The organism is Leptolyngbya sp. FACHB-671 (assembly GCF_014695745.1).
In the GTDB taxonomy this organism is placed as follows: domain Bacteria; phylum Cyanobacteriota; class Cyanobacteriia; order Elainellales; family Elainellaceae; genus JAAUTN01.
Map to the genome: position 1 here is coordinate 13,848 of NZ_JACJOV010000085.1, position 20,100 is coordinate 33,947.

16 protein-coding genes are annotated in these 20,100 nt (G+C 48.1%); 6 read left to right on the top strand and 10 right to left on the bottom strand.

Annotated elements, in window-relative coordinates:
* Window positions 1–93: 93 nt before the first annotated feature.
* A complete protein-coding gene (locus tag H6F93_RS11035; protein ID WP_190680646.1) occupies window positions 94–798 on the top strand; it encodes a glutathione binding-like protein in 705 nt (234 codons plus the stop codon).
* A gap of 233 nt (window positions 799–1,031) precedes the next feature.
* On the opposite strand, the gene H6F93_RS33985 is transcribed toward H6F93_RS11035, so the two are convergent.
* Both H6F93_RS33985 and H6F93_RS11045 read right to left on the bottom strand, forming a co-directional pair.
* The gene (locus H6F93_RS33985) at window positions 1,032–1,991 is read right to left on the bottom strand and encodes a hypothetical protein (protein WP_190680649.1); all 960 of its coding nucleotides are present in this window, start codon (window positions 1,989–1,991) and stop codon (window positions 1,032–1,034) included.
* Window positions 1,992–2,324: 333 nt separating this feature from the next.
* On the bottom strand, window positions 2,325–2,768 hold the full coding sequence (locus H6F93_RS11045) for a TOBE domain-containing protein (protein WP_190680651.1): 444 nt from the start codon (window positions 2,766–2,768) through the stop codon (window positions 2,325–2,327).
* Window positions 2,769–2,910: 142 nt separating this feature from the next.
* On the opposite strand from H6F93_RS11045, the gene modA reads away from it, so the two are divergent.
* Together modA and modB are read left to right on the top strand one after the other, a co-directional pair.
* A complete protein-coding gene (modA, locus tag H6F93_RS11050) occupies window positions 2,911–3,708 on the top strand; it encodes a molybdate ABC transporter substrate-binding protein (RefSeq protein WP_190680654.1) in 798 nt (265 codons plus the stop codon).
* A 13-nt stretch (window positions 3,709–3,721) separates the two neighbouring features.
* Window positions 3,722–5,572: a molybdate ABC transporter permease subunit gene (gene modB, locus H6F93_RS11055; protein ID WP_190680656.1), complete on the top strand. Its 1,851-nt coding sequence runs from the start codon at window positions 3,722–3,724 to the stop codon at window positions 5,570–5,572.
* A gap of 141 nt (window positions 5,573–5,713) precedes the next feature.
* Here the strand turns inward: modB and H6F93_RS33990 are convergent, their stop codons facing one another.
* Together H6F93_RS33990 and H6F93_RS33995 are read right to left on the bottom strand one after the other, a co-directional pair.
* Window positions 5,714–6,205: a phosphodiester glycosidase family protein gene (locus tag H6F93_RS33990; RefSeq protein ID WP_347277277.1), complete on the bottom strand. Its 492-nt coding sequence runs from the start codon at window positions 6,203–6,205 to the stop codon at window positions 5,714–5,716.
* Between the two features lie 8 nt (window positions 6,206–6,213).
* Window positions 6,214–6,624 carry a hypothetical protein gene (locus H6F93_RS33995; protein ID WP_242043400.1) on the bottom strand — a complete coding sequence of 137 codons (411 nt, stop codon included), beginning with the start codon at window positions 6,622–6,624 and terminating at the stop codon, window positions 6,214–6,216.
* 68 nt (window positions 6,625–6,692) lie between these two features.
* Here H6F93_RS33995 and H6F93_RS11065 point away from each other — a divergent pair, with 68 nt between their 5' ends.
* Window positions 6,693–7,526 carry a pentapeptide repeat-containing protein gene (locus H6F93_RS11065; RefSeq protein WP_190680708.1) on the top strand — a complete coding sequence of 278 codons (834 nt, stop codon included), beginning with the start codon at window positions 6,693–6,695 and terminating at the stop codon, window positions 7,524–7,526.
* Window positions 7,527–7,554: 28 nt separating this feature from the next.
* On the opposite strand, the gene H6F93_RS11070 is transcribed toward H6F93_RS11065, so the two are convergent.
* From H6F93_RS11070 to H6F93_RS11085, 4 genes are all read right to left on the bottom strand, one after another.
* Window positions 7,555–8,994, bottom strand: a complete 1,440-nt coding sequence (locus tag H6F93_RS11070; RefSeq protein WP_190680658.1) for a TFIIB-type zinc ribbon-containing protein — start codon at window positions 8,992–8,994, stop codon at window positions 7,555–7,557.
* Window positions 8,995–9,089: 95 nt separating this feature from the next.
* Window positions 9,090–10,184 (bottom strand): SPFH domain-containing protein, encoded by a 1,095-nt coding sequence (locus H6F93_RS11075; protein ID WP_190680660.1) that lies wholly within the window; start codon window positions 10,182–10,184, stop codon window positions 9,090–9,092.
* 212 nt (window positions 10,185–10,396) lie between these two features.
* Window positions 10,397–10,912 carry a peptidoglycan-binding domain-containing protein gene (locus H6F93_RS11080; RefSeq protein WP_190680662.1) on the bottom strand — a complete coding sequence of 172 codons (516 nt, stop codon included), beginning with the start codon at window positions 10,910–10,912 and terminating at the stop codon, window positions 10,397–10,399.
* A gap of 100 nt (window positions 10,913–11,012) precedes the next feature.
* Window positions 11,013–11,354: a cupin domain-containing protein gene (locus H6F93_RS11085; RefSeq protein ID WP_190680665.1), complete on the bottom strand. Its 342-nt coding sequence runs from the start codon at window positions 11,352–11,354 to the stop codon at window positions 11,013–11,015.
* A gap of 242 nt (window positions 11,355–11,596) precedes the next feature.
* Between H6F93_RS11085 and relB the strand changes: the two genes are divergently transcribed.
* Together relB and H6F93_RS11095 are read left to right on the top strand one after the other, a co-directional pair.
* On the top strand, window positions 11,597–11,902 hold the full coding sequence (relB, locus tag H6F93_RS11090; RefSeq protein ID WP_242043401.1) for a type II toxin-antitoxin system RelB family anti-toxin: 306 nt from the start codon (window positions 11,597–11,599) through the stop codon (window positions 11,900–11,902).
* On the top strand, window positions 11,895–16,895 hold the full coding sequence (locus H6F93_RS11095; protein WP_199313632.1) for a PAS domain S-box protein: 5,001 nt from the start codon (window positions 11,895–11,897) through the stop codon (window positions 16,893–16,895). Before relB ends, H6F93_RS11095 begins: the two co-directional genes overlap by 8 nt.
* 51 nt (window positions 16,896–16,946) lie before the next feature.
* Here the strand turns inward: H6F93_RS11095 and H6F93_RS11100 are convergent, their stop codons facing one another.
* Complete coding sequence (locus H6F93_RS11100; protein WP_190680667.1) at window positions 16,947–17,765, bottom strand: SDR family NAD(P)-dependent oxidoreductase; 819 nt, start codon at window positions 17,763–17,765, stop codon at window positions 16,947–16,949.
* Window positions 17,766–18,269: 504 nt separating this feature from the next.
* The gene (locus H6F93_RS11105) at window positions 18,270–19,883 is read right to left on the bottom strand and encodes a flavin monoamine oxidase family protein (RefSeq protein WP_190680670.1); all 1,614 of its coding nucleotides are present in this window, start codon (window positions 19,881–19,883) and stop codon (window positions 18,270–18,272) included.
* Between the last annotated feature and the right edge of the window lie 217 nt (window positions 19,884–20,100).

Consider the following 20,100-nt stretch of genomic DNA (forward strand, 5'->3'; position numbering starts at 1 on the left):
CCTGATTCTCGCAAAATTCTAATGGGGTGGGACAACGTTATAGTTTGATTGTTCGAGAACTTTGAACTATTGAACCGTAGCAGGAGCTGATTCATGCCACCACTGACGCTTTACTACTGGACAACGCCCAACGGTCACAAGGTCACCATGTTTTTGGAGGAAGTTGGGCTGCCGTATACGATCGCTCCGATTAACATTGGCGCTGGCGACCAGTTTAAGCCTGAGTTTTTGGCGATCGCCCCCAACAATCGGATTCCAGCCATTGTGGATCATGAGCCTGCGGACGGTGGAGAACCCATTTCGATATTTGAATCTGGCGCAATTTTGCTGTATCTAGCAGACAAAGTTGGCAAGCTGATCTCTGATACAGTGCGTGGACGGGCCGAAGTGTTTCAGTGGTTGTTTTGGCAAATGGGTGGTTTGGGTCCAATGGCTGGGCAAAACCATCACTTTGTCCAGTATGCGCCTGAGAAAATTCCCTATGCGATCGATCGCTATGTAAATGAGACAGGACGGCTGTACGCGGTGATGAATAAGCGGTTGAGCGATCGCCCCTTTCTTACTGGAGAAGACTATTCGATCGCCGATATTGCTTCCTATCCCTGGATTGTGCCCTACGAGCATCAGAGACAAAATTTGGAAGACTTCCCTCACCTCAAGCGCTGGTTTGAGGCAATTCAGTCTCGCCCTGCAACCGTTCGTGCTTACGCTAAAGCTAATGAATTCAAGAACCAGCAGATTGATATGGAGAAATCACGAGCAATGCTATTTAACCAATCCTCAAAAACCGTCCAATAATCAGCAAGACTGCTAGCTGGCGTAATAGCCTGGCTGTCCTAAGATGTTGAGTTCCGCTGCGCTTCACCCAACCTACGCAGCTCACACAGGTTGAAAAGAGTTGTAGGTTGGGTGGAACAGAGCGAAACCCAACGCTTTGGATTTGCTGCACTATTGTTAATGAATTGTGAGGGGCATACCGCTTCGGGATATGTCTCTCACTTATTTGCTCACTTTTCAGTCAGCTAGTCGGCTTATGCCTCTGCCGCTTCTAATTGTCTGGGTTGTGTAGAAAACTGAGAGGCTTCAAGGTTGGCTATACTTGAACCATACAAGTCAACAAACCGCTTGAACAACCACATTGTTTCATGGTCTGAGATTCGAGTGCGGTTGAATAAACGACTGATATTGCGCTCAGCTAGCTTACTTAAGTAGGGCAAATCCTCAAATAGCGTTAGGCAAGAGGCGATGTGCAGAACCATTTGCAGCAGGGGCTTTGGCCATCTCAAGTCGCTATAGATGTCGATAAAGAACTTATGTTCCGTTTCACTCAGAGGTAGAACGTTAAACATCACGATGATACTCTTGCCGTTGTACACCGGAATCTTTAGTTCAACTGTGTGAGGCGTGTGCAATGTTAACTCTACCTCAACAACGGGCTGTCTCCAGATTCTCAGGGCGTTAAATGGCGAATCCAAAACGGTTTGAAACTTGATGATTCCCCCATCTTCGGTAGGCTGCAAATGGTTGACCGAAATGACTCGTAGGTTACTCAAACTAAAGTGATGGACGTTCTCCAAATGCTTCAGGTTGAGCAAATGATAAATTTGGCACAGGTGGGGAAAGGGTAAGATATATTCTTGGCTAATCAGGTGATACTCCTGGAGCTCCAGCATTCTTGTAAGAGCCTTCCCTTGAACTCCACACTGACTTAACTCACTGCGACGACAAGCCAAGTTAGAGTTTAGAGATTGCAATGCAACGGAGCCATCTGGATTAAACTCTTTCTCCGGCTTGAGAAATAGCCAGCTAACGAAGAAGAAAGAAGCCGTAAACAGATGTGCAATCTCTATTGCTGAAAGGTACCCGTCGGCAAAAGCAGCAAAGCCTCGGTCGGTGATGCCAAATACCCAAGAGGGAATACCCAAAGCCCAAATGCTGCTTTTAAATTGGTTGAAATAAAGGGCGGGGTGAATAGAGCGATCGCTTTCCATGACTTCACATCTTCTTCAGGCTTGATATTCTCGGAGCTTAGAGGCAGGCATCGTGGACAAGAGGGCTTGTCCCCACTCATGCAAGTTCAGGCTCTCTTAAGAATCCTAAACTTTCTTGCATTTGTACCTTGCTTGTGCATGTACTAATAATAAGCTAATAGTTTTGACTCCCGTTTACCCTCTACCTCAGGTTGAGCTTTGTTAAGCGACGAGGTAGAGCCCGCCCTTTGCCTCGTTGTCTAAAGAGGTAGCAAGACAGGTACTAAAAGCGAAGGGATGTGCCCTGTTTCAGGGAACACATCCCTTCGCTTTGGCTAAGAAAGGACGAGGAACTTATCCTGCGGCGATCATCACGTTGTTGGATTTGATGACCGCAAAAACTTCTTTTCCTGGCTTTAGACCTAGCTTGTCAGCCGAAGTGCGAGTGACAATCGAGACTAGCTCGATGCCGGGGGCGATCGCCAAGGTCACTTCTGCGTTCACCGTTCCTTTGACTACGTGTTTCACTTTTGCTTTCAAGACGTTACGGGCACTGATTTGGATTTGAATTGTCTGAAGCGCTGTGGTATTTCCTAAATCAAGGGTTTCTTCCTCTAAATCCTCAACATCGATTGGGTTGATGTCCGCACTGGAGGCAGGCGATCGCCCCATCTGTCGAATCATTTCTCGCAGGATTTCTGTTTTGGTGCGCTGAGTCTGCTGACAAATCTGCTCTAAAATCTGCCGCTCTTCATCTGAGGATTGGAAGGTAATCCAGCCTTGCTCTTTTCTTGGCATTATCAAATACCAAATATGTTGGTATAAAGTTGGTACGATATGACTTCGAGCCTAGTTTAGTCGGAAGGTCAACCCATAGAACCAATAGTTTGCTCCCTCCGAACTAACAATACTAGCTCTTCTTTACTCCAACTCAGGTCTTATGAAACGAAGACACATTCTCGCTTTTTTGAGCGGATTTCTAGCAACCCTATTGCTGGCGATCGGTCTCAAAATAGTTGTACCTGCTCCAGTCGATGCTCAATCTGCGAGACTGTTGATTGCTGCCGCAGCTAGTTTGCAAGATGCGATTGAAGAAATTGATCCGCTATTTGAGTCGGCTAACCCAGGCATAACAGTCAGCTATAACTTTGCAGCATCAGGCCCACTTCAGCAGCAGATTGAGCAGGGCGCACCTGTAGATCTATTCATTTCAGCCGCGGCCCGACAAATGAATGCTTTGCAAGAGGGGAATCTGATCGTCTCCAATACTCGTCGCAACTTGCTCACCAACAGTCTAGTTCTGGTCGTGCCGCGTAACTCTACATCGGGGCTAACAGGTTTTCGGCAGTTAACCAACTCCAACGTTGAACGAATTTCAATGGGGGAGCCGCGCAGTGTGCCAGCTGGACAGTACGCCGAGGAGTTATTTAGGAATCTAGGGATTTGGGATCAGTTGCAGCCTAAGTTTGTATTTGGCAACTCGGTTCGCAACGTTTTAGGAACGGTCGAAAGTGGCAACGCCGACGCTGGCGTGGTCTACGCGACTGATGCCAGAATTTCAGACCGGGTGACACAAGTCGCAACCGCTCCCAGTAATCTGCACACTTCAATTGTTTATCCCATGGCCGTTGTTGCAGCCAGTCGCAACCAGCAAGCCGCTCGTATTTATGCTCGATTCTTAAGGAGTAGACAGGCTCAAGCAGTGTTCAGACGATACGGCTTTGGGATTGCTTCTTGAAGGGAGTACTAGCATGACTGCCGATCTCTCCCCACTATGGATTTCTCTTAAAACCGCAGGGCTTGCAACGATCGCAACATTCTTTACTGGAATCGCGGCTGCTTATTGGATGCTGAGCTACCGGGGACGATGGAGGTCAGTCGTTGAAGGTATTTTTGTCGCACCGTTGATTTTGCCACCTACGGTTGTGGGCTTTTTGCTATTGCTTCTGTTTGGCAGGAATGGACCGTTGGGTCAGGTTATGGCTCAGTTTGATTTTACGATTGTGTTTACCTGGTATGCCGCAGTGATTGCAGCGACAGTTGTGGCATTTCCGCTGATGTACAAGACTGCATTGGGGGCATTTGAACAGGTTGATAGCAGTTTGCTCCAGGTTTCCCAAACGCTGGGTGCCTCAAAGGGGCGAATTTTCTGGCGAATACTCCTGCCGCTTTCTGTTCCGGGTATTCTGGCTGGAACAACGTTGTCCTTTGCGCGAGCGTTAGGGGAGTTTGGTGCAACGCTGATGCTAGCTGGGAATATTCCCGGTCAAACCCAAACGATTCCAATGGCAATTTTTTTTGCAGTTGAAGCAGGAGCCATGAACGAGGCATGGCTGTGGGTACTGGTGATTATGACAATTTCACTATCGGGTATTGTTGTGGTGAACCTCTGGCAAACTCACTATGAGCGCAAAATTCAAAGGAATCCTTTGAGTGTAGTGGAAGCTAATGAACCTTTGCCCGGCAGAGATAAAACGGCTGAAATTCCGCAGACTGTAACTCTAACCAAATTTCAGTCTCAGCTTGAACAAGGCTTGTTCGTTGATATTGAGAAACAGCTTGCAAACTTCAGTTTAAACACAGCATTTACCGCTCAGCAGGAAACATTAGGGTTGTTGGGTGGTTCCGGTTCTGGTAAAAGCATGACACTGCGATGCATTGCTGGAGTCGAAACCCCTACTCACGGGCAAATTGTTTTGAATGGTCAAACTTTATTTGATTCGGATAAGCGAATTAATCTCCCTAGCCATCGCCGCAAAGTCAGTTTAGTGTTTCAGAACTATGCCCTGTTTCCTCACATGACGGTTGCTCAAAATATTGCATTTGGCTTGCAGCATTTACCAAAAGTGATGCGATCGCAACAAGTAAATCAACAGCTTGCTTTGCTGCATCTACAGGGCTTGGGCAATCGCTATCCCCACCAACTTTCAGGTGGACAACAGCAACGAGTAGCCCTAGCCAGGGCACTGGCAACGGAACCGGAAGTATTGTTGTTAGATGAACCCTTTTCGGCGTTGGATACCTATCTTCGCAGTCAGGTCGAGCGTCAACTGGTTGAGACTTTATCTACCTATAAAGGTGTCACTTTGTTTGTCACACACAACCTGGAGGAAGCCTATCGGGTATGTGAAAAACTGATGGTAATGTCAGGTGGAAAAGCGATCGCCTTTGATTCTAAACACCAGATCTTTGAACATCCCCAAACCCTACGTGTGGCTCAACTCACAGGATGCAAAAACTTTTCCCGTGCTGTTGCTGTTAGACAAAATGCGATCGAGGCGATCGATTGGGGCATTACCTTACAGGTTATGGAAGCAATTCCTCAAGAGCTGACGGATATAGGGATTCGTGCTCATCAAATGAGTCTCATGCCCAGTCCTGCTCCTGGTCAAAACAATACATTTCCCTGCTGGTTAGCTTCAACCAGTGAAACTCCTCATCGGATGACCCTTTTCCTTAAATTAAATGCTGAGCCTCAAGGCTCACAGGACTATCATGTGCAAGCAGAAATGTTCAAAGAGAAGTGGCAAGCCATCAAAGAGCATCCGTTTCCCTGGTATGTGCGGTTTGATCCCTTGCGACTTATTTTGCTAGTTAATTAAAACCAAGTTTATGAAATTGAGCAAGGAGATACCATTCGATACTTGAACTTGGTGCCGACGGCTGACAGAGATAACACTATCATTTTGGAATTGCAACCCGGAGTAATTGCACATAATGCTTTGTTGTAACAGCATAATGCTTTAGTTAGGATGGTTGATAGCATAGAAGCCTAAGTTGTTGGCAACGGGACGTTGTCGCATTGGGACTTTGGTATGAATTGGGGCATTTAAAACGGTTGTACCCGAAGGAGTCGCAGCAACTAGTGTCGTTGAACCGCCGCCATCCAAATTTAGAGCACTGTAGGCACCCATTTCCAGGAGAATTTCGGTTAGCTCGGTGATCGTGACACCCTCGCTGTAGAGGGGCTGTTTGCCATCTACGACAACCAAATATAGCTGATTGCCCTCTCGGTTAATTGCAGTGGCTACTCGTGGATAAGGAATGCGGTTGTTGTATGAATCTAGATCTGCGTCTAAGCGATCGCCCCGTTCAATCAAAATATCGCTCCCTGCGACCGCTTGGACGGTTCCTAGGGGACACGCTTCCTCAGCAATCTGCGCCTGATTATTGTCTTCAAAACATAGCACCGACCAATCTGGATCAACAGGAGAATAGACGAATCCATTCGAGATGCTCTGCCCTAAAACATTAGTGCGATCGCCACTGTGAGGATAATAATTCCAGGGTGTTTTCTCCTCAAAAGGATAAAAAAATTAGCGTTGACTGCTAGCTGTAGTCCAAACTCATCAACAAACTCTGAAGTTGTTTGAGCATTGGTTTCTCGATTGTCTGGGGTAGGCATTCCTGGTGTTACGAAGACTCCAACTCCCGGTACGGTTAGATCAATTGTAATAATGTGCATCACAATTGGACGGGGTGATGATTCAGCAATTCGTCGATACACTATGCCCTGAAAAAGAGTTTTCTCCTGGTCAGTGCGAGGTGGACGCTGAAAATGGAGCCTACCGTAAAAAAGTAGAGGCATTGTTAGCAGCCCTGCTCCAATCACAACTAAAAACCGCTTAACATACATCTGGTATTGATGGTTCATTAGCTTGTGAAATTTTCTAAGACTGGCACGAACAGAGTAATTTACTTCGACTTAAGCTTGACTCAATTATGACTACTCCATCTTCACTCGATTTTGCTAACCAGGACTTACGAAATCGTTCCTTTAAAGGAAAAAGTCTTAATGGCGCAAATTTTAGCGGTGCAAATATTCGGGGGTGTGACTTTAGCAACGCACTTTTGCGAGAGGCGAACTTTGTTCAAGTTCGAGCGGGTCAACCTCTGAATCGACTCATGCTTTTAGGGACAGTTGCTTTGCTCTTGGCTGGATTAGCAATTCACGCTTTTAGTCTTATGATTTTTGGAGTTTTAGGACGTACAGCAGCAGAGTCAGCCTGGTCTTATGCGATCGCGCTACACGCCAGTTTAGGGTTGGCTGGAGCAGGAGCCGCTGTGCTTACGTTAGAAGGGCTTAAGCCAATAGTTAAACGCTTGTCTATGACTACTTCTGGATCGGCAACCGGAGCTTTGCTGGGCTTTTTCTATGTTGGAAGTCTAACTGACCAAGATCCTCAGATTGCTACCATCGCAGCAGCGATCGCCAGTTTAAGTGTTGCACTTCTCACTTTTAGGGTGCAGCATCAGGCATTCGTGATGGCGATCGCTACTGTTGGCAGCGTTGCAGGATACGGGTTTGCATTTTTAGCATCCGCAATTGCCAGTGCATTTCTCAGCGCACATCACATTTTGATGGGTCTTATTTGGTGTGCTTTATCGCTAAGCTATGTTGTCATCACTCTATCTACTCTAATCGGCAGCCTCAAGGCTGCAAGGCGTTCTTTTAGAACCTCTTTTAGAAATGCGGATTTGACAAACGCCAAATTTACAGGAAGCCAATTGCGTAATGTTGACTTTTCTGGAGCAATTGGGACTCCATTTTGCTAAGAAGTGAGTGTAAGTTGGTCTTCCTTATTTATTCAGCTATTCGTGCTTGCTGTCTAGCGTAGTCAAGGTTTCGCTGATACTCTCCTACTTTCTGTTGAGCAGTGCTGTAGTTGAGATGAGTAGGTGGAACAGCTCTCAGCAGGGCGATCGCTCGCTCCCATTCTGCGGCAATTTGCTGCCAATCTTGCTCGGTTTGCGCTGATTGAGCTAGAAGTGATGCATTTCCGGCAGTGTTAATTGCCCGTTGGAATGCTTCGTCAGGCTGTAGAGGTTGTGAGAAGTTTGGAGCAGCGGGAGAGCCTGGAATAACAGAAGTGCCTGGAACAGTGGAATCGGGTAGAGGTAGGTCAGGTGAAGGCTCTTCAAGAGAACCGATGATAAACAGGATAATACCAACTATGGTTAACACGGACAGGACGGTAGCAGAAATTCTCCAAACACTATAGGGGCGATCGCCCAACACTTCTCCGGTTTGGGCATTAACCATTACCTGATATTGCTTGTTCCTAAACCGATAAGCCGAAATCCATACGGGCAACAACAGATGCTTAAACGTGATAGCGCTATAGTTGGTCGAAACAGAATGGATACGCTGCTCATCTCCGCCAATGTCGTGCCGAACATCAGAGCGAATTGGTTCTTCCATCTTGCCTTTAGCCAGTTCAAACCCCTGCTTTAAATTCACCTGATACCGCTGTGCCTTAAAACCCGACAGATAAGATGCATCGTAGGGTGCCAGTTTGGATAAATCCCAAGGCTCTAAAGCTTCTAGTCGCTTTGTATTTACGGACTCACTACCTGGAATCAAAATGTCGTCAAAGGAACGGTCAACTCGTCCAGAGTGCGATCGCCATCGAGTCCGCTGTACCTGGCGTGTTTTGGTTTCTGACTTACCTTCTGAATTTGTCTCTGTATACGTTTCAGTCACGTAATAGTGAGTTCCCTGCTCTCCGGTGTAGTGACTTACTGTATAACAGTCATACGTCCAGAAGGGCAGATACACACCCTGAATGCCTTCTTGCTGTGCCAGTTTCTTCAACCCGCCGGGGGCAAACCAGCGGCTGTTTATCCACTTCTGAATACCTGCTCTAGCAGCTTTTTGGCTAATGTTAAAGGGTAAAACTGCTTCTGGTGCCATTACCGGACTGGCAGAATGGGGCTGTGCCACAATGCTGGTATTGCAAAAGGGACATTGTCCTGCCACATTAGGTGGCTCAAATGTAATTTGAGCTTTGCAACCTGGACAGTCTGCTTCCAGCGCAGTGTTAGACAGCGCTGCGAGTTGAGTGTGTTCACTGTCGAGATATGCATCGTAGGAGCGCTCCTCGACCTGTTCGGTACTTTGAGGAATCACCTCTTCTCGCCCACAATAGGGACATTTAAGCTGTCCAACTTGCGGGTCAAATTCCAGCGTGGAACCGCAGCCCGGACAAGGGAACTGCTTAATCAAAGGTTTAGCAATCGACATATCGCAGTACTAAAGTTATTTGTGAGATCAATGAGTTGTGAGGACGCACTCCCGAAAAGGTGTGTCCTCACAACTCACTTGAGGTTTACATCTGATTAATTTACGGGTGGCGGTGGTAGTGCTCCCAGGATGGTTGCTAGTTCTGCAACTTCGGCGGCTCGTTTCCAGCCAGCCATTCCAGCTCGCCACACATATGCTTGAGCGTTTAAACCGTTTTGCGTGAGTTGACTAGCTGGGAAGGGTCCAAAGTTTTGACCGTCACGAGAGATATGCCACTGTGGCTCGGCGGGTGGGGGTGGAGGAGTTGCAGCCGCAGGTTGAGCGGTCTGGGGCGGATTGGTTTGCATGGCATTGGTCAACTGCTGACCCATCGCAATCCCTACGCCAAAGTCTAACGCCATGTTGCCACCAGATGGATTTCGGGCAGATTCTTCGATCGCATTTGCAGCTTGAAACTGAGCATACTGCTGCATGTTGCCCAAAATTCCCATTGAGGCGCGTTTGTCTAACGCTTGCTCCACTTCGGGCGGCAGTGAGACGTTTTCAATGAGCAGTTGGGTTAGCTCTAGTCCAAATCGCTGTACCTCAATCTGAATGCCACCTCGGATGGTTTCGCCCAGTTCGCCATAACGAGCGGCAAAGTCAAATAAAGGAATGCGAGAGCTGCCAAACCAGGTTGCGAAAGCGGTCACAATCATGTTGCGAATCTGATTGCTAATTTCGTCTACCTGGAACAGTCCATCGGTGCTGACCAGTTGCTTTAACAGTTCTTCGGGGTGTGCGACCCGAATATTATAGCTGCCAAAAGCTCGGAGCCGCACTGGTCCTAACTCTGGATCACGAATAGTAATTGGGTTAGAGGTGCCCCATTTGAGGTCAGTAAAAATTTTTGTATTGAAGAAATAAACTTCTGCCTTAAAAGGTGAGTTGAAGCCATATGCCCAACCCTTGAGGGTGCTGAGAATAGGCAAATTTTGAGTGGTTAACTCGTACATGCCTGGCTCAAAGGTATCTGCAACTTGACCTTCGTTGACAAATACTGCTTTTTGTCCGGGGCGGACGGTCAGCTTAGACCCCATTTTGATTTCATTATTGTGTCGCTGGAAGCGATAAACCATCGTGTCGTTGGTCTGATCCAACCATTCGATGATGTCAACAAATTCGCCTCTGATCTTATCGAAGATACCCAATCGCTGACCTCCAGGACTAACTTAGAGTAACTGTATAGACTAATGCAAGTTAACTACAAAGTACCCTGATGGAATTCCAAAATTGCTAATAATAATGTTTCAATACTGTTTCGATGAAGATTGTTTCAATAAAGAAGCGATAAAGGAAAAAGACTCCGCATTACGGAATCTTTTTCCTTTATCGCCCTAATTTCTGGAATTGCTATATTTCTCTACCACCACTTACGGGGGTTAGTGAACCACAGCTTTTGCTTAGGTTCAGGTGGGCAGCTTTTTTCTCCTAATACTCCCCAAGTGGAAGCGTTGACGATACCACAAGCTTTAAGATGATGTTTTTGCTGAAAGGCAATGACGGCTTGTTGGGTCAGTTCGTCAAAGATGCCGTTTCGCTGTAGTTGATAACCGTGGACTTGCAGTAGTCCCTGTAGCTCTAATACGTCTCTGCCTGTATCGCCTTGCTCAAGCGGGCGATCGCCTGGTTTCACCTTTGTTTTAAGGGAGAGCCAGGTTTTAGGACCGACAACGCCATCGACCACTAGCTTATTTCGCTTTTGGTAAAGCCTGACTGCTGTTTCGGTGACGCTGCCAAAGTCTCCGTCAACTCGCAAGGGAAAACCATGTGCCCGTAGCAGCTCTTGCAATTCAGCGACAGCGGAGCCTGCATCCCAGGGATATAGGACTGGACCGGTAAAAGCAGTGGCAATGGGCTGATTGGGGTTAATACTCATCAAGGTATCCTCTGCCGCTTAACGCATCCTCTCTTAGAGTAGGCGTAGAGCGTTGTATCTCTCAACACTCATAGCAGAAGTACCAATTATCTACAATTATCTATTTCTCGTCTCGCCCGTGAACCTGAGCAGGAGGGCAGGTTGCTTCAACGGCGGTGAAGGGCTCAAGAATTTTGTAGGTGTGGCTTGCTCCTTCAGGTACAGACCAGGAATCACCCGGTTCGAGTAGGACGCTTTGCCCTTCCAGGTGTAGCTCGGCTCGACCTTGAATCACGTAACCGACCGTTTCATACTCACGTTGTGCTTCGGGCTTTGGCTCGTTTGCGGGTTCTTCTTCCCAGAGCCGCATCGCAACTTTTTTGCCCGATGCCAGGTATTTTTGACCCATCTCACCTTTCGGGGAATAGGTGGAATTGATTTTTGTGACGGTGGTATCAGCCATATCTATTAACCATGAGTTTTACGCTCACAAAGTGTGAGTTCTCCTTTCATCCTCCAAATTTGAATAGTGTTTTACCTCCTTCTACGGAAGTAAGTCTGTCGACGCTGCGATCGCACGTTTTTCGCCATTTTGGGCGAGATTGAGTTACCTAATTCGTCTTACTGGCAGAGGACAACCGTTTCTGAGGATAGAGACAAACGGTATGTCATTTGTCCTATTCTTGCTTTGTGCAAATTGCTGTAATGCCTACAACGGAAGCCAATATCTCAACAACGTCGTTCACAATGCCACAGGAAATTGCTGATTTAGTTCGTGAGCTTCGACAGCAGCTTGGTCTTTCTCAGGAAAAGCTAGCTGCTAAGCTAGGTGTTTCGTTTCGCACTGTCAATCGATGGGAAAATGGGCATACGCTGCCTTCTGCTTTAGCCTTGAAGCAAGTTGAGGAATTGCTGCACCAGATGAGCCATTCATCCAAGGCGACAGTTCGTGACTGTGGCAAAAGTCTGCTGTCCCATTACTTTCAGGAGAGGAGTAGAGACGGTGACTGAGGACGGGGCGGCGATCGCTAAAAGTCTCTTTGTTGGTGGTGGAGAGATGGGGGCACTGATGCGATCGTACGATTGGTCGCAAACGTTGCTAGGTTCAGTCGAGAACTGGTCACAAGGGCTAAAAACCGCTGTACGGATTATGCTGACCTCCCGCCAACCTATGTTTGTTTGGTGGGGTGAAGAGCTGATTAATCTCTACAACGATGCTTACAGAGACATTCTGGGTGGCAAGCACTCACAGGCACTTGGACAACCTGCTTCTGATGTGTGGCACGAGATTTGGGATCAGGTCGGGCCACGGGCTGAGTCGGCAATGATTAAGAATGAAGGCACCTATGATGAAGCGTTGCTGCTAATTATGGAGCGCAACGGCTACCCAGAGGAGACCTATTACACGTTCTCCTATAGCCCTATTCCTGACGACCAGGGGCGTACAAGTGGGATTATTTGCGCCAATACAGACGATACTCGACGCATTATTGATGAGCGACAGTTGTTGCTACTGCGGGAGCTGGCAGCCAAGACGGCAGATTCACGCACCTTTGATGGAGCTTGTACGCTGAGCGCAAACTGCTTGGGCACCAATTCCTATGATCTTCCCTTCGCGATGATTTATTTGGTTAGTCCAGACGATCAACGTGCTGTTTTAGCGGGAACCAGTGGGGTTGAACGAGGACATGCGCTAGCTCCCAAAATAGTTGCTTTGAATGAGGACTCGATCTGGCCCTTTGCAGCGGTACTCGAATCTCATCAGGTTTGTTTAATTTCTGATTTGAATGAACGGTTTAGCCATTTGCCGATGGAACCTTGGCAGCGATCGCCCCATCAAGCGGTAGCCGTGCCGATCGCCCCTTCTGGGCAGACGGGAAAAGCGGGTATTCTGGTTGCTGGTTTGAACCCATTCAGGCTGTTTGACGACAACTATCGGGGTTTTATTGATCTGGTTGCGGCTCAAATTGCTGCCAGCATTGCCAATGCCCAGGCATACGAGGAAGAACGTAAACGGACAGAAGCTCTAGCAGAACTGGATCGGGTTAAGACGGCGTTTTTCAGCAACGTCAGCCATGAGTTTCGTACTCCACTCACGCTCATGCTTAATCCGCTGGAGGACGTTTTGGTCAACCCTTCCGGCCCTTTACCGAGCGATCGCCAACAATTAGAGACTGCCTATCGCAACTCTCAACGTCTGCTGAAGTTGGTCAACACCTTACTGGACTTTTCCCGCATTGAGGCAGGGCGAGTTGAGGCAACGTACGAGCCGACTGACTTGGCAGTGCTGACGGCTGAGCTAGCAGGTGTATTTCGCTCTGCAATTGAGGGCGTGGGAATCCAATTGCGAGTAGACTGCCCACCCTTACCCGAACCGAGTTATATCGATCGGGCAATGTGGGAAAAAATTGTGCTAAATCTACTCTCCAATGCCTTTAAATTTACCTTTGAGGGCGAGATTGCAGTTGTTTTGCGTTTCTGTGATGACCATGTTGAGCTAGATGTACAAGACACAGGGACTGGCATTCCTGCTAATGAGTTGCCTCGTATTTTTGAACGGTTTCATCGGGTTCAGGGTGCGAGGGGACGAACTTATGAGGGGTCAGGAATTGGTCTGTCGCTGGTTCAAGAACTGGTACATTTACACGGTGGCTCAATCCGGGTGAGGAGTGTGGTTGACCAGGGGACTTGTTTCACGGTGTCGATCCCTACTGGATATACTCACTTGCCTGGCGATCGCCTTCGCTTAAGTAAAACCCAACCCATTAGTGTCCCTCAAACCTTAACTTCAACGGTAATGGGTACCTCTTATGTTGAAGAAGCGTTACGTTGGCTCCCAGAAGAAAGTAGGGAAGCAGGGGGGGGAGAGGGCAAGAACTATTCCTCTACTCCTTTACTCTCAAACCCTATTGTCTCCTCACTCTCTGCCCCCCAAATTCTGCTGGTTGATGACAATGCTGATATGCGTGACTACATTAAGCGTCTGTTGAGCCAGCACTATAACGTAGAAGCGGTGTCAAATGGAGTTACGGCGCTAGCAGCCATTCGTCAGCAAATCCCTGATTTAGTGTTGACAGATGTAATGATGCCAGAACTGGATGGGTTTGGATTGCTGCGTGAGTTGAGGGCTGATCCGCAGACCCAGGAGTTGCCTATCATTTTGCTTTCTGCCCGCGCTGGAGAAGAGTCTCGCATTGAAGGACTGGAAGCAGGAGCCGATGACTATCTGGTTAAACCCTTCTCCGCTCGGGAACTGTTGGCACGAGTAGAGGCAATGTTGAAACTATCTCAAGTGCGGCAGGAGACGATTCGGCAGGAGCGAGTGCAGCGGCGGGAAGTCGAGATAGCTAAGGCGCAGTTGGAGTCTGTTTTATCCAGTATCAACGATCAGTTTTTGGTTTTAGATCGGGAATGGCGCTATGTCTACGTCAATAACCGAGTCGTGGAAACTGTTGGCATGTCAAGGGAAGCACTGCTGGGCAGAAGCATTTGGGAGGTGTTTCCAGAGATCGTGGGTAGTGAGTTTGAGACACAGGTGAGGCAGGCGATCGCAAACGAGACGGCGGTTCATTTCGAGTACTACTATTCTGATTGGGACCGCTGGTTTGAGAATCATGCGTATCCTTCTCTAGATGGGCTGACGATCTTTGTGACGGATATTAGCGATCGCAAACGAACTGAAGCAGCACTACGAGAAAGTGAGGCACGCTTCCGTACTCTTGCTAGTCATGCCCCTGTGGGCATCTTTATGACTGACGTGAATGGAAATTGCGTGTATGTTAACGAAAGCTGGTGTAGCATGGCAGGCATGTCACCGGAGGCAGCTCAAGGAAAAGGCTGGATGACTGCTTTACATCCGGACGACCGAGAGCGAGTCGCTAACGCATGGTATGAATCTGCTCAAAATGCAGAGATTTTTGCGGCTGAGTATCGCTTTCAAACACCACAAGGCAGTATTACTTGGCTGCAAGGGAGTGCAGCAGCCTTACAGCGTGATACTGGGGAGATTGTAGGCTATCTCGGCACGCTAACAAATATCAGCGATCGCAAACGAATTGAAGAAGCCCTACAACAGCGCGAAACAGAACTTCGATTAGTCACGAATGCTGTCCCTGCTTTGATCTCATTTGTAGACTCAGAGCAACGCTTCCGCTTTAACAATCGAGGATATGAGGAATGGTTTGGATATCTGCCAACGGAGATCTATGGCAAGCACATTCGAGAGGTACTGGGTGAAGCTGTTTATGAAACAGTTCAGTCGTATGTCGAACAGGTTTTAACAGGACAACAAGTTACCTTTGAGAGTCAGATAACTCACCAGGATGGTAGTCTCCGTTATGTCAGTGCAACTTATGTTCCTCGATTTAACAGTAATGGAACTGTTGAGGGGTTTGTAGCACTGGTTAACGATATTAGCGATCGCAAACAAGCTGAAGCCACCTTGCGTCAGAGCGAGGATCGTTTGCGGATGGCGATTGAGTCAGCGCAGCTAGGTATTTGGGATTGGAATCTGAACACTAATGAGCTGACCTGGGATGTAGGCTGCAAAGCCATGTTTGGTTTGCCCCCCGAAGCAGAAAGCAGTATTGAAGTCTTTTATGAGGGACTGCATCCTGATGATCGCGAACGATTGGAACAGGTAGTGCAATGGTCGCTCGATCCTGCTAGTAATGGCATTTATGACGTGGAATATCGTACCATCGGTATCCAAGATGGGGTTGAGCGCTGGGTCAAGGCAAAAGGGCAGGTCTATTTTGATCATGCTGCACATCCACAGCGCTTTGTTGGTACGTTGTTAGATATCACTGAGCAAAAACAAGTAGAAATAGAGCGAGAACAACTTTTAGCCAGAGAGCAAGCCGCACGGGAACAAGCCGAAGCCGCAAATCGGATTAAAGATGAGTTTTTGGCAGTGGTGTCCCATGAATTGCGATCGCCCCTTAACCCGATTCTGGGTTGGGCAAAACTTTTGCGAAGTCGTCAGTTAGATGAGCAAAAAACACAACATGCTCTAGAAGTGATTGAGCGAAATACTCAGATACAGGCTCAATTGATTAATGATTTGCTGGATGTATCTCGAATTCTTCGAGGCAAACTTAGCCTGAACATTACCCCAGTTGATTTAGCCTCTACGATTGAAGCCGCACTAGAAACAGTGCATCTAGCAGCGGAAGCCAAATCTATTCAGATTCGTACTCTGCTTGACTTAGAAGCTGGACATGTTTCAGGCGACTCGGATCGATTGCAGCAAGTCGTTTGGAACCTGCTGTCAAATGCAGTTAAGTTCACAGCTCAAGGCGGACAGGTCGAGGTAAAGCTAGAGCGTTACTCACCAAGCCATGCTCAAATCACCATTACTGATACTGGCAAAGGCATTGATCCCAGTTTTTTACCGCATGTGTTTGACCGTTTTCGACAAGAAGATGCTGCCACAACTCGACAATTTGGAGGACTGGGGCTAGGGCTAGCGCTTGTCCGCTACTTGGTAGAACTGCATGGCGGTACAGTTGAAGCAAATAGTCTTGGTGAGGGACAAGGAGCAACCTTTACAGTTCAATTGCCATTAACATCGCCTCAGTTGGCGGCAGTTCAAGAAATAGAACTGTCTAAGCCAGTGTTGGATTTGAATAATATCCGAGTGTTGGTAGTGGATGATGATGCTAGCACCCGTGAATTTATATCTTTTTTGTTAGAGCTACACCGAGCAAATGTGATAGCCACTCCAACTGCAAATGAAGCGATCGCCCTATTAACTCAGTTTAAGCCAGACATAATACTCAGCGATATTGGTATGCCTGAGGTTGATGGCTACATGCTGATGCAACAGGTAAGAGCTTTATCTCCGGAGCAGGGAGGTCAGACTCCGGCGATCGCTCTCACTGCCTATGCAGGTGAGATCAACTATCAGCGGGCGATTACTGCCGGGTTTCAAAAACATATTTCAAAGCCCGTAGAGCCAGATATTCTGATTGAGGCGATCATGAGTTTAGTGGAAGGGAGATAGAGGTTTGTTGGATCAACTATCCCTCTCCCGCAGGAGAGGGACTTTTCTAAATCACCGTGAATCTGCTCCAGCTTCTCTCAATCTTTTGAGGATTTGAAGTTCCTCAGAAGGAGTTGCCCATCGTGAAATCTTCTCCATGAGCAAAGGCATCAGACGGTTACCCCACACCGCCAGATAACTTTGCCAGCCCACCAAAATTTCTGGTGTTCCCTTTTGCAGTCCTGCTATCAGAGATCGAGCAACTTGCTCAGGAGTAGAAGGTACTACCCACCGAAACCAGCGGAAGTTTCGCACCATATCAGTGTCTGTGAGTGAAGGCAATAAGGCGACGACTCGAATGTTGTGAGCCGACAGTTCGTTTCGCAGAGCTTGCGTGAAGCCTAGAATCGCAAACTTGGTTGCAGAATAAGTTGCCATTGTGGGAGCGGCGATCTTTCCCATCAGGCTCGATACGTTGACGATGGTTCCTTGCTGCTGCACAGCCATGCGGCGGGCAATGAGCCGCGTGATAGTGTACATTCCCAGCAGATTGATTGCGATCTCTTCCTGCACTTGCGGCAGTTGAGATTGAAGAAAAGGAACTTGATGGGCAATTCCAGCACAGTTAACCAGCAAGTGAATTGGTCCGTGATCTCGCCAGATTTGGGCGATCGCAATATTCACGTCTACCGTTTGAGTAATATCTAAGGCTACGGGCACTGCTGCGACTCCGATTACCTCAATTTCGGTAGCGACTTCAACTAAGTGTGCATGAGTGCGGGCAATCAGGATCAGCCGTTGAACTCCCTGATGGGCCAGTTCGAGTGCAATTGCTCGACCAATGCCTCTAGAAGCACCCGTAATGAGAACAGTTTTACCTTGAAGATGCATGGCTTTAGCCTCCGATGAGGGTCATTGATGATGCGATTAGCCAAGGAATGAATGGAGAAAGGGCAAATAAACCTGAGATTGGTTTGTGTGGGGGCTGTTATTTGCCAGTTTGTTGCTTGCCAGTCTGTTACTTGCCAAAAGCAACAGGTGAATCTGAGGGGTGTGAATGGAGGAGAGGACTCAAATTCACAGGAACGTTTCAGAACTTAATCAATGGCAGTTAATCAGGCTGGAGCCAAGATCAATATCAAGCATCAGTTGCGCGTTTTCTGAAAACAAGATTCAATCTGAACTCGTCAGTACACACCCTAGCAAGGGGATCAAGTAGCTGCAATCATTATTAATGGAAAACCTGAATCGTAACGGAGGGATACAAAGCTCTCAGAAATTATTAGGAAATTAAGCAGGTCCGTGAAGAGCTGCTTTTGCTTGGCAGTTGTCGAATGCTGTTAAGTGGAGAACCGTTGATGGCAATTGCTAAGAAATGAGAAACTTTGATCTCTGTCAGGATATCTGAGTTTGCTCGATCGTTTCTAAAATGTTGGCTGCTACTGCTCGGCCGGTTTCACAGCCGCCTTCCATGTAGCCTTTAGCTCCAGGTGAGCAATGTTCTCCAGCAAACCAGAGGTTGCCAACTCGCTCTGACTCGGCTCCGCCAAACTTTGTCCATTGACCAACCAGATAGCAGGAATAGGAGCCTTTTTGGTAAGGTTCTCCTGCCCAAAAGGCACGAAGGGCACGTCCCTCTTTGACCTGGCTGATGCCGGGAAAGATTGGCTCTAGCTCAGAGGTCATTGCCCAAGCGTGAGCTTCGGGGGAGCCACTGCCCAGTGCGAGTCCGCGATCGCCTCCCGTCAAGCTGGCTAACCAGGCTTTCTCACCAGGGGCATAGCGAGTACTCTCCCAGGCGCTTTGGAAAGGTAGATCGGTAAAAACGGCTGCTGTTGAATGGTAGCGGGTGCGCCAGATGCGTTCTCGGAAGGGCGTGATCAGCTTGGTGCCTGTGCCATAGCCCAACTGGTCGATGGCTGCACGCTTGATAGGCGGCAAATCAATCCTTAAATCGACGTGTCGCAGCACCGTGAAAGGCACGGTCAGCACCACATGCTCATAGGTGCGCTCAAAACTGTTTTGTCCCTGACGCAATCCAACCTGATAGCGATCGCCTGAGGTGCTGCGGAGGGATTCTAACGCAGTTCCGGTTTCAATCGAGCTGTTTACCTGTTGCGCCAGTCGTTGGGGAATTTGCTCATTGCCACCGGCAACATGATATCGCTCGTCGCTGATACCGTAGACCTGCCACAAACCGGCTTTGGTGCCAATCAGAAACAGCAGGTTGAGGCAAGACTGCTCTTCTGGATTGCGTCCGTGCTCGGCGGTGTAAGCCACCCGTAATAGCTTGTTTAAGGTGGGGTTGATGGGAGCAGCGTTGAGGTAATCTGCAAGCGAAGTCTGATCGAGCCGAATTGCCTCAGGAGTGGGCGATCGATAGGTCAAATCCCAGCCTTCTAGGGATTCTAAATCCTGTTCAATCTGCCGTGCTAAAGGTAAAAAGTCTTCAATGACTGCTTTTAGATCTAGCTTGTTGCCTTCAAAAAACAGGGTGCCTAGCTCCAATCCAGCATCGGCGGTTTCCAGATCGATGATTTCCAGTCCCAGGGTTTCTGCTAGCGATCGCAAATGGGTATGTCCCGTATCCAAAAACTCGCCACCCAGTTCGACCGCTGTGGGAATTCCTGCAGCGTTGGCAATACTCCGCATCCGTCCGCCAACGCGGTGAGTCGCCTCCACCACATCCACATCAATGCCTGCCTGCCGTAAATGATAGGCAGCCGTTAAACCTGCAATACCTGCTCCAACAATTAGCACTGTTGCGTCTGCATTGTTAGAGGTAAAGCCGATGGGAGAATGGGGCGATCGCGATAGTTGCTCAAGTTGTTTGTGGGGATTGGTGGCGAGGGTGGTGGCGATCGCTGCACTTCCATATAGCATTTGTCGTCGTGACATCTGCTCTCCCAAAAGTCCCTGAACTTCTGCCGGGGGAATATCAGATTGAACTGAAAGTTGAGCAATTCTATAAGCTCGACGTAACCAACTTGTTAAGGCATCTCTAGCCATAAAGAAAAAGAAAAAGGAATGAAGGGAAATCCCAATTAGAAGCGAAATTGGGAAACTAAGCCTATCCTAATTATCGCTTTAACGGCAATACAAAAGTGATTTGCCAATCTAGGTGCTTGTGAGAGAGTACTTTAAAGGCTGTAATTCAGGGAAGAAAGGGAGGCAGGGCGAAGCCCTGCCTCCCTTTCTTCCTTAACCTGTATGGCTACAGCTATAA

Bases quoted from the DNA above. Each gene is read 5' to 3' on its own strand.
- relB (WP_242043401.1), top strand. From the start codon at position 11,597: ATGCCTACAACGGAAGCCAATATCTCAACAACGTCGTTCACAATGCCA.
- modA (WP_190680654.1), top strand. From the start codon at position 2,911: ATGAAACGAAGACACATTCTCGCTTTTTTGAGCGGATTTCTAGCAACC.
- H6F93_RS33985 (WP_190680649.1), bottom strand. From the start codon at position 1,991: ATGGAAAGCGATCGCTCTATTCACCCCGCCCTTTATTTCAACCAATTT.
- H6F93_RS11080 (WP_190680662.1), bottom strand. From the start codon at position 10,912: ATGAGTATTAACCCCAATCAGCCCATTGCCACTGCTTTTACCGGTCCA.
- H6F93_RS11045 (WP_190680651.1), bottom strand. From the start codon at position 2,768: ATGCCAAGAAAAGAGCAAGGCTGGATTACCTTCCAATCCTCAGATGAA.
- H6F93_RS11035 (WP_190680646.1), top strand. From the start codon at position 94: ATGCCACCACTGACGCTTTACTACTGGACAACGCCCAACGGTCACAAG.
- H6F93_RS11100 (WP_190680667.1), bottom strand. From the start codon at position 17,765: ATGCATCTTCAAGGTAAAACTGTTCTCATTACGGGTGCTTCTAGAGGC.
- H6F93_RS11065 (WP_190680708.1), top strand. From the start codon at position 6,693: ATGACTACTCCATCTTCACTCGATTTTGCTAACCAGGACTTACGAAAT.
- H6F93_RS11105 (WP_190680670.1), bottom strand. From the start codon at position 19,883: ATGGCTAGAGATGCCTTAACAAGTTGGTTACGTCGAGCTTATAGAATT.
- H6F93_RS11085 (WP_190680665.1), bottom strand. From the start codon at position 11,354: ATGGCTGATACCACCGTCACAAAAATCAATTCCACCTATTCCCCGAAA.
- H6F93_RS33995 (WP_242043400.1), bottom strand. From the start codon at position 6,624: ATGAACCATCAATACCAGATGTATGTTAAGCGGTTTTTAGTTGTGATT.
- H6F93_RS11070 (WP_190680658.1), bottom strand. From the start codon at position 8,994: ATGTCGATTGCTAAACCTTTGATTAAGCAGTTCCCTTGTCCGGGCTGC.
- modB (WP_190680656.1), top strand. From the start codon at position 3,722: ATGACTGCCGATCTCTCCCCACTATGGATTTCTCTTAAAACCGCAGGG.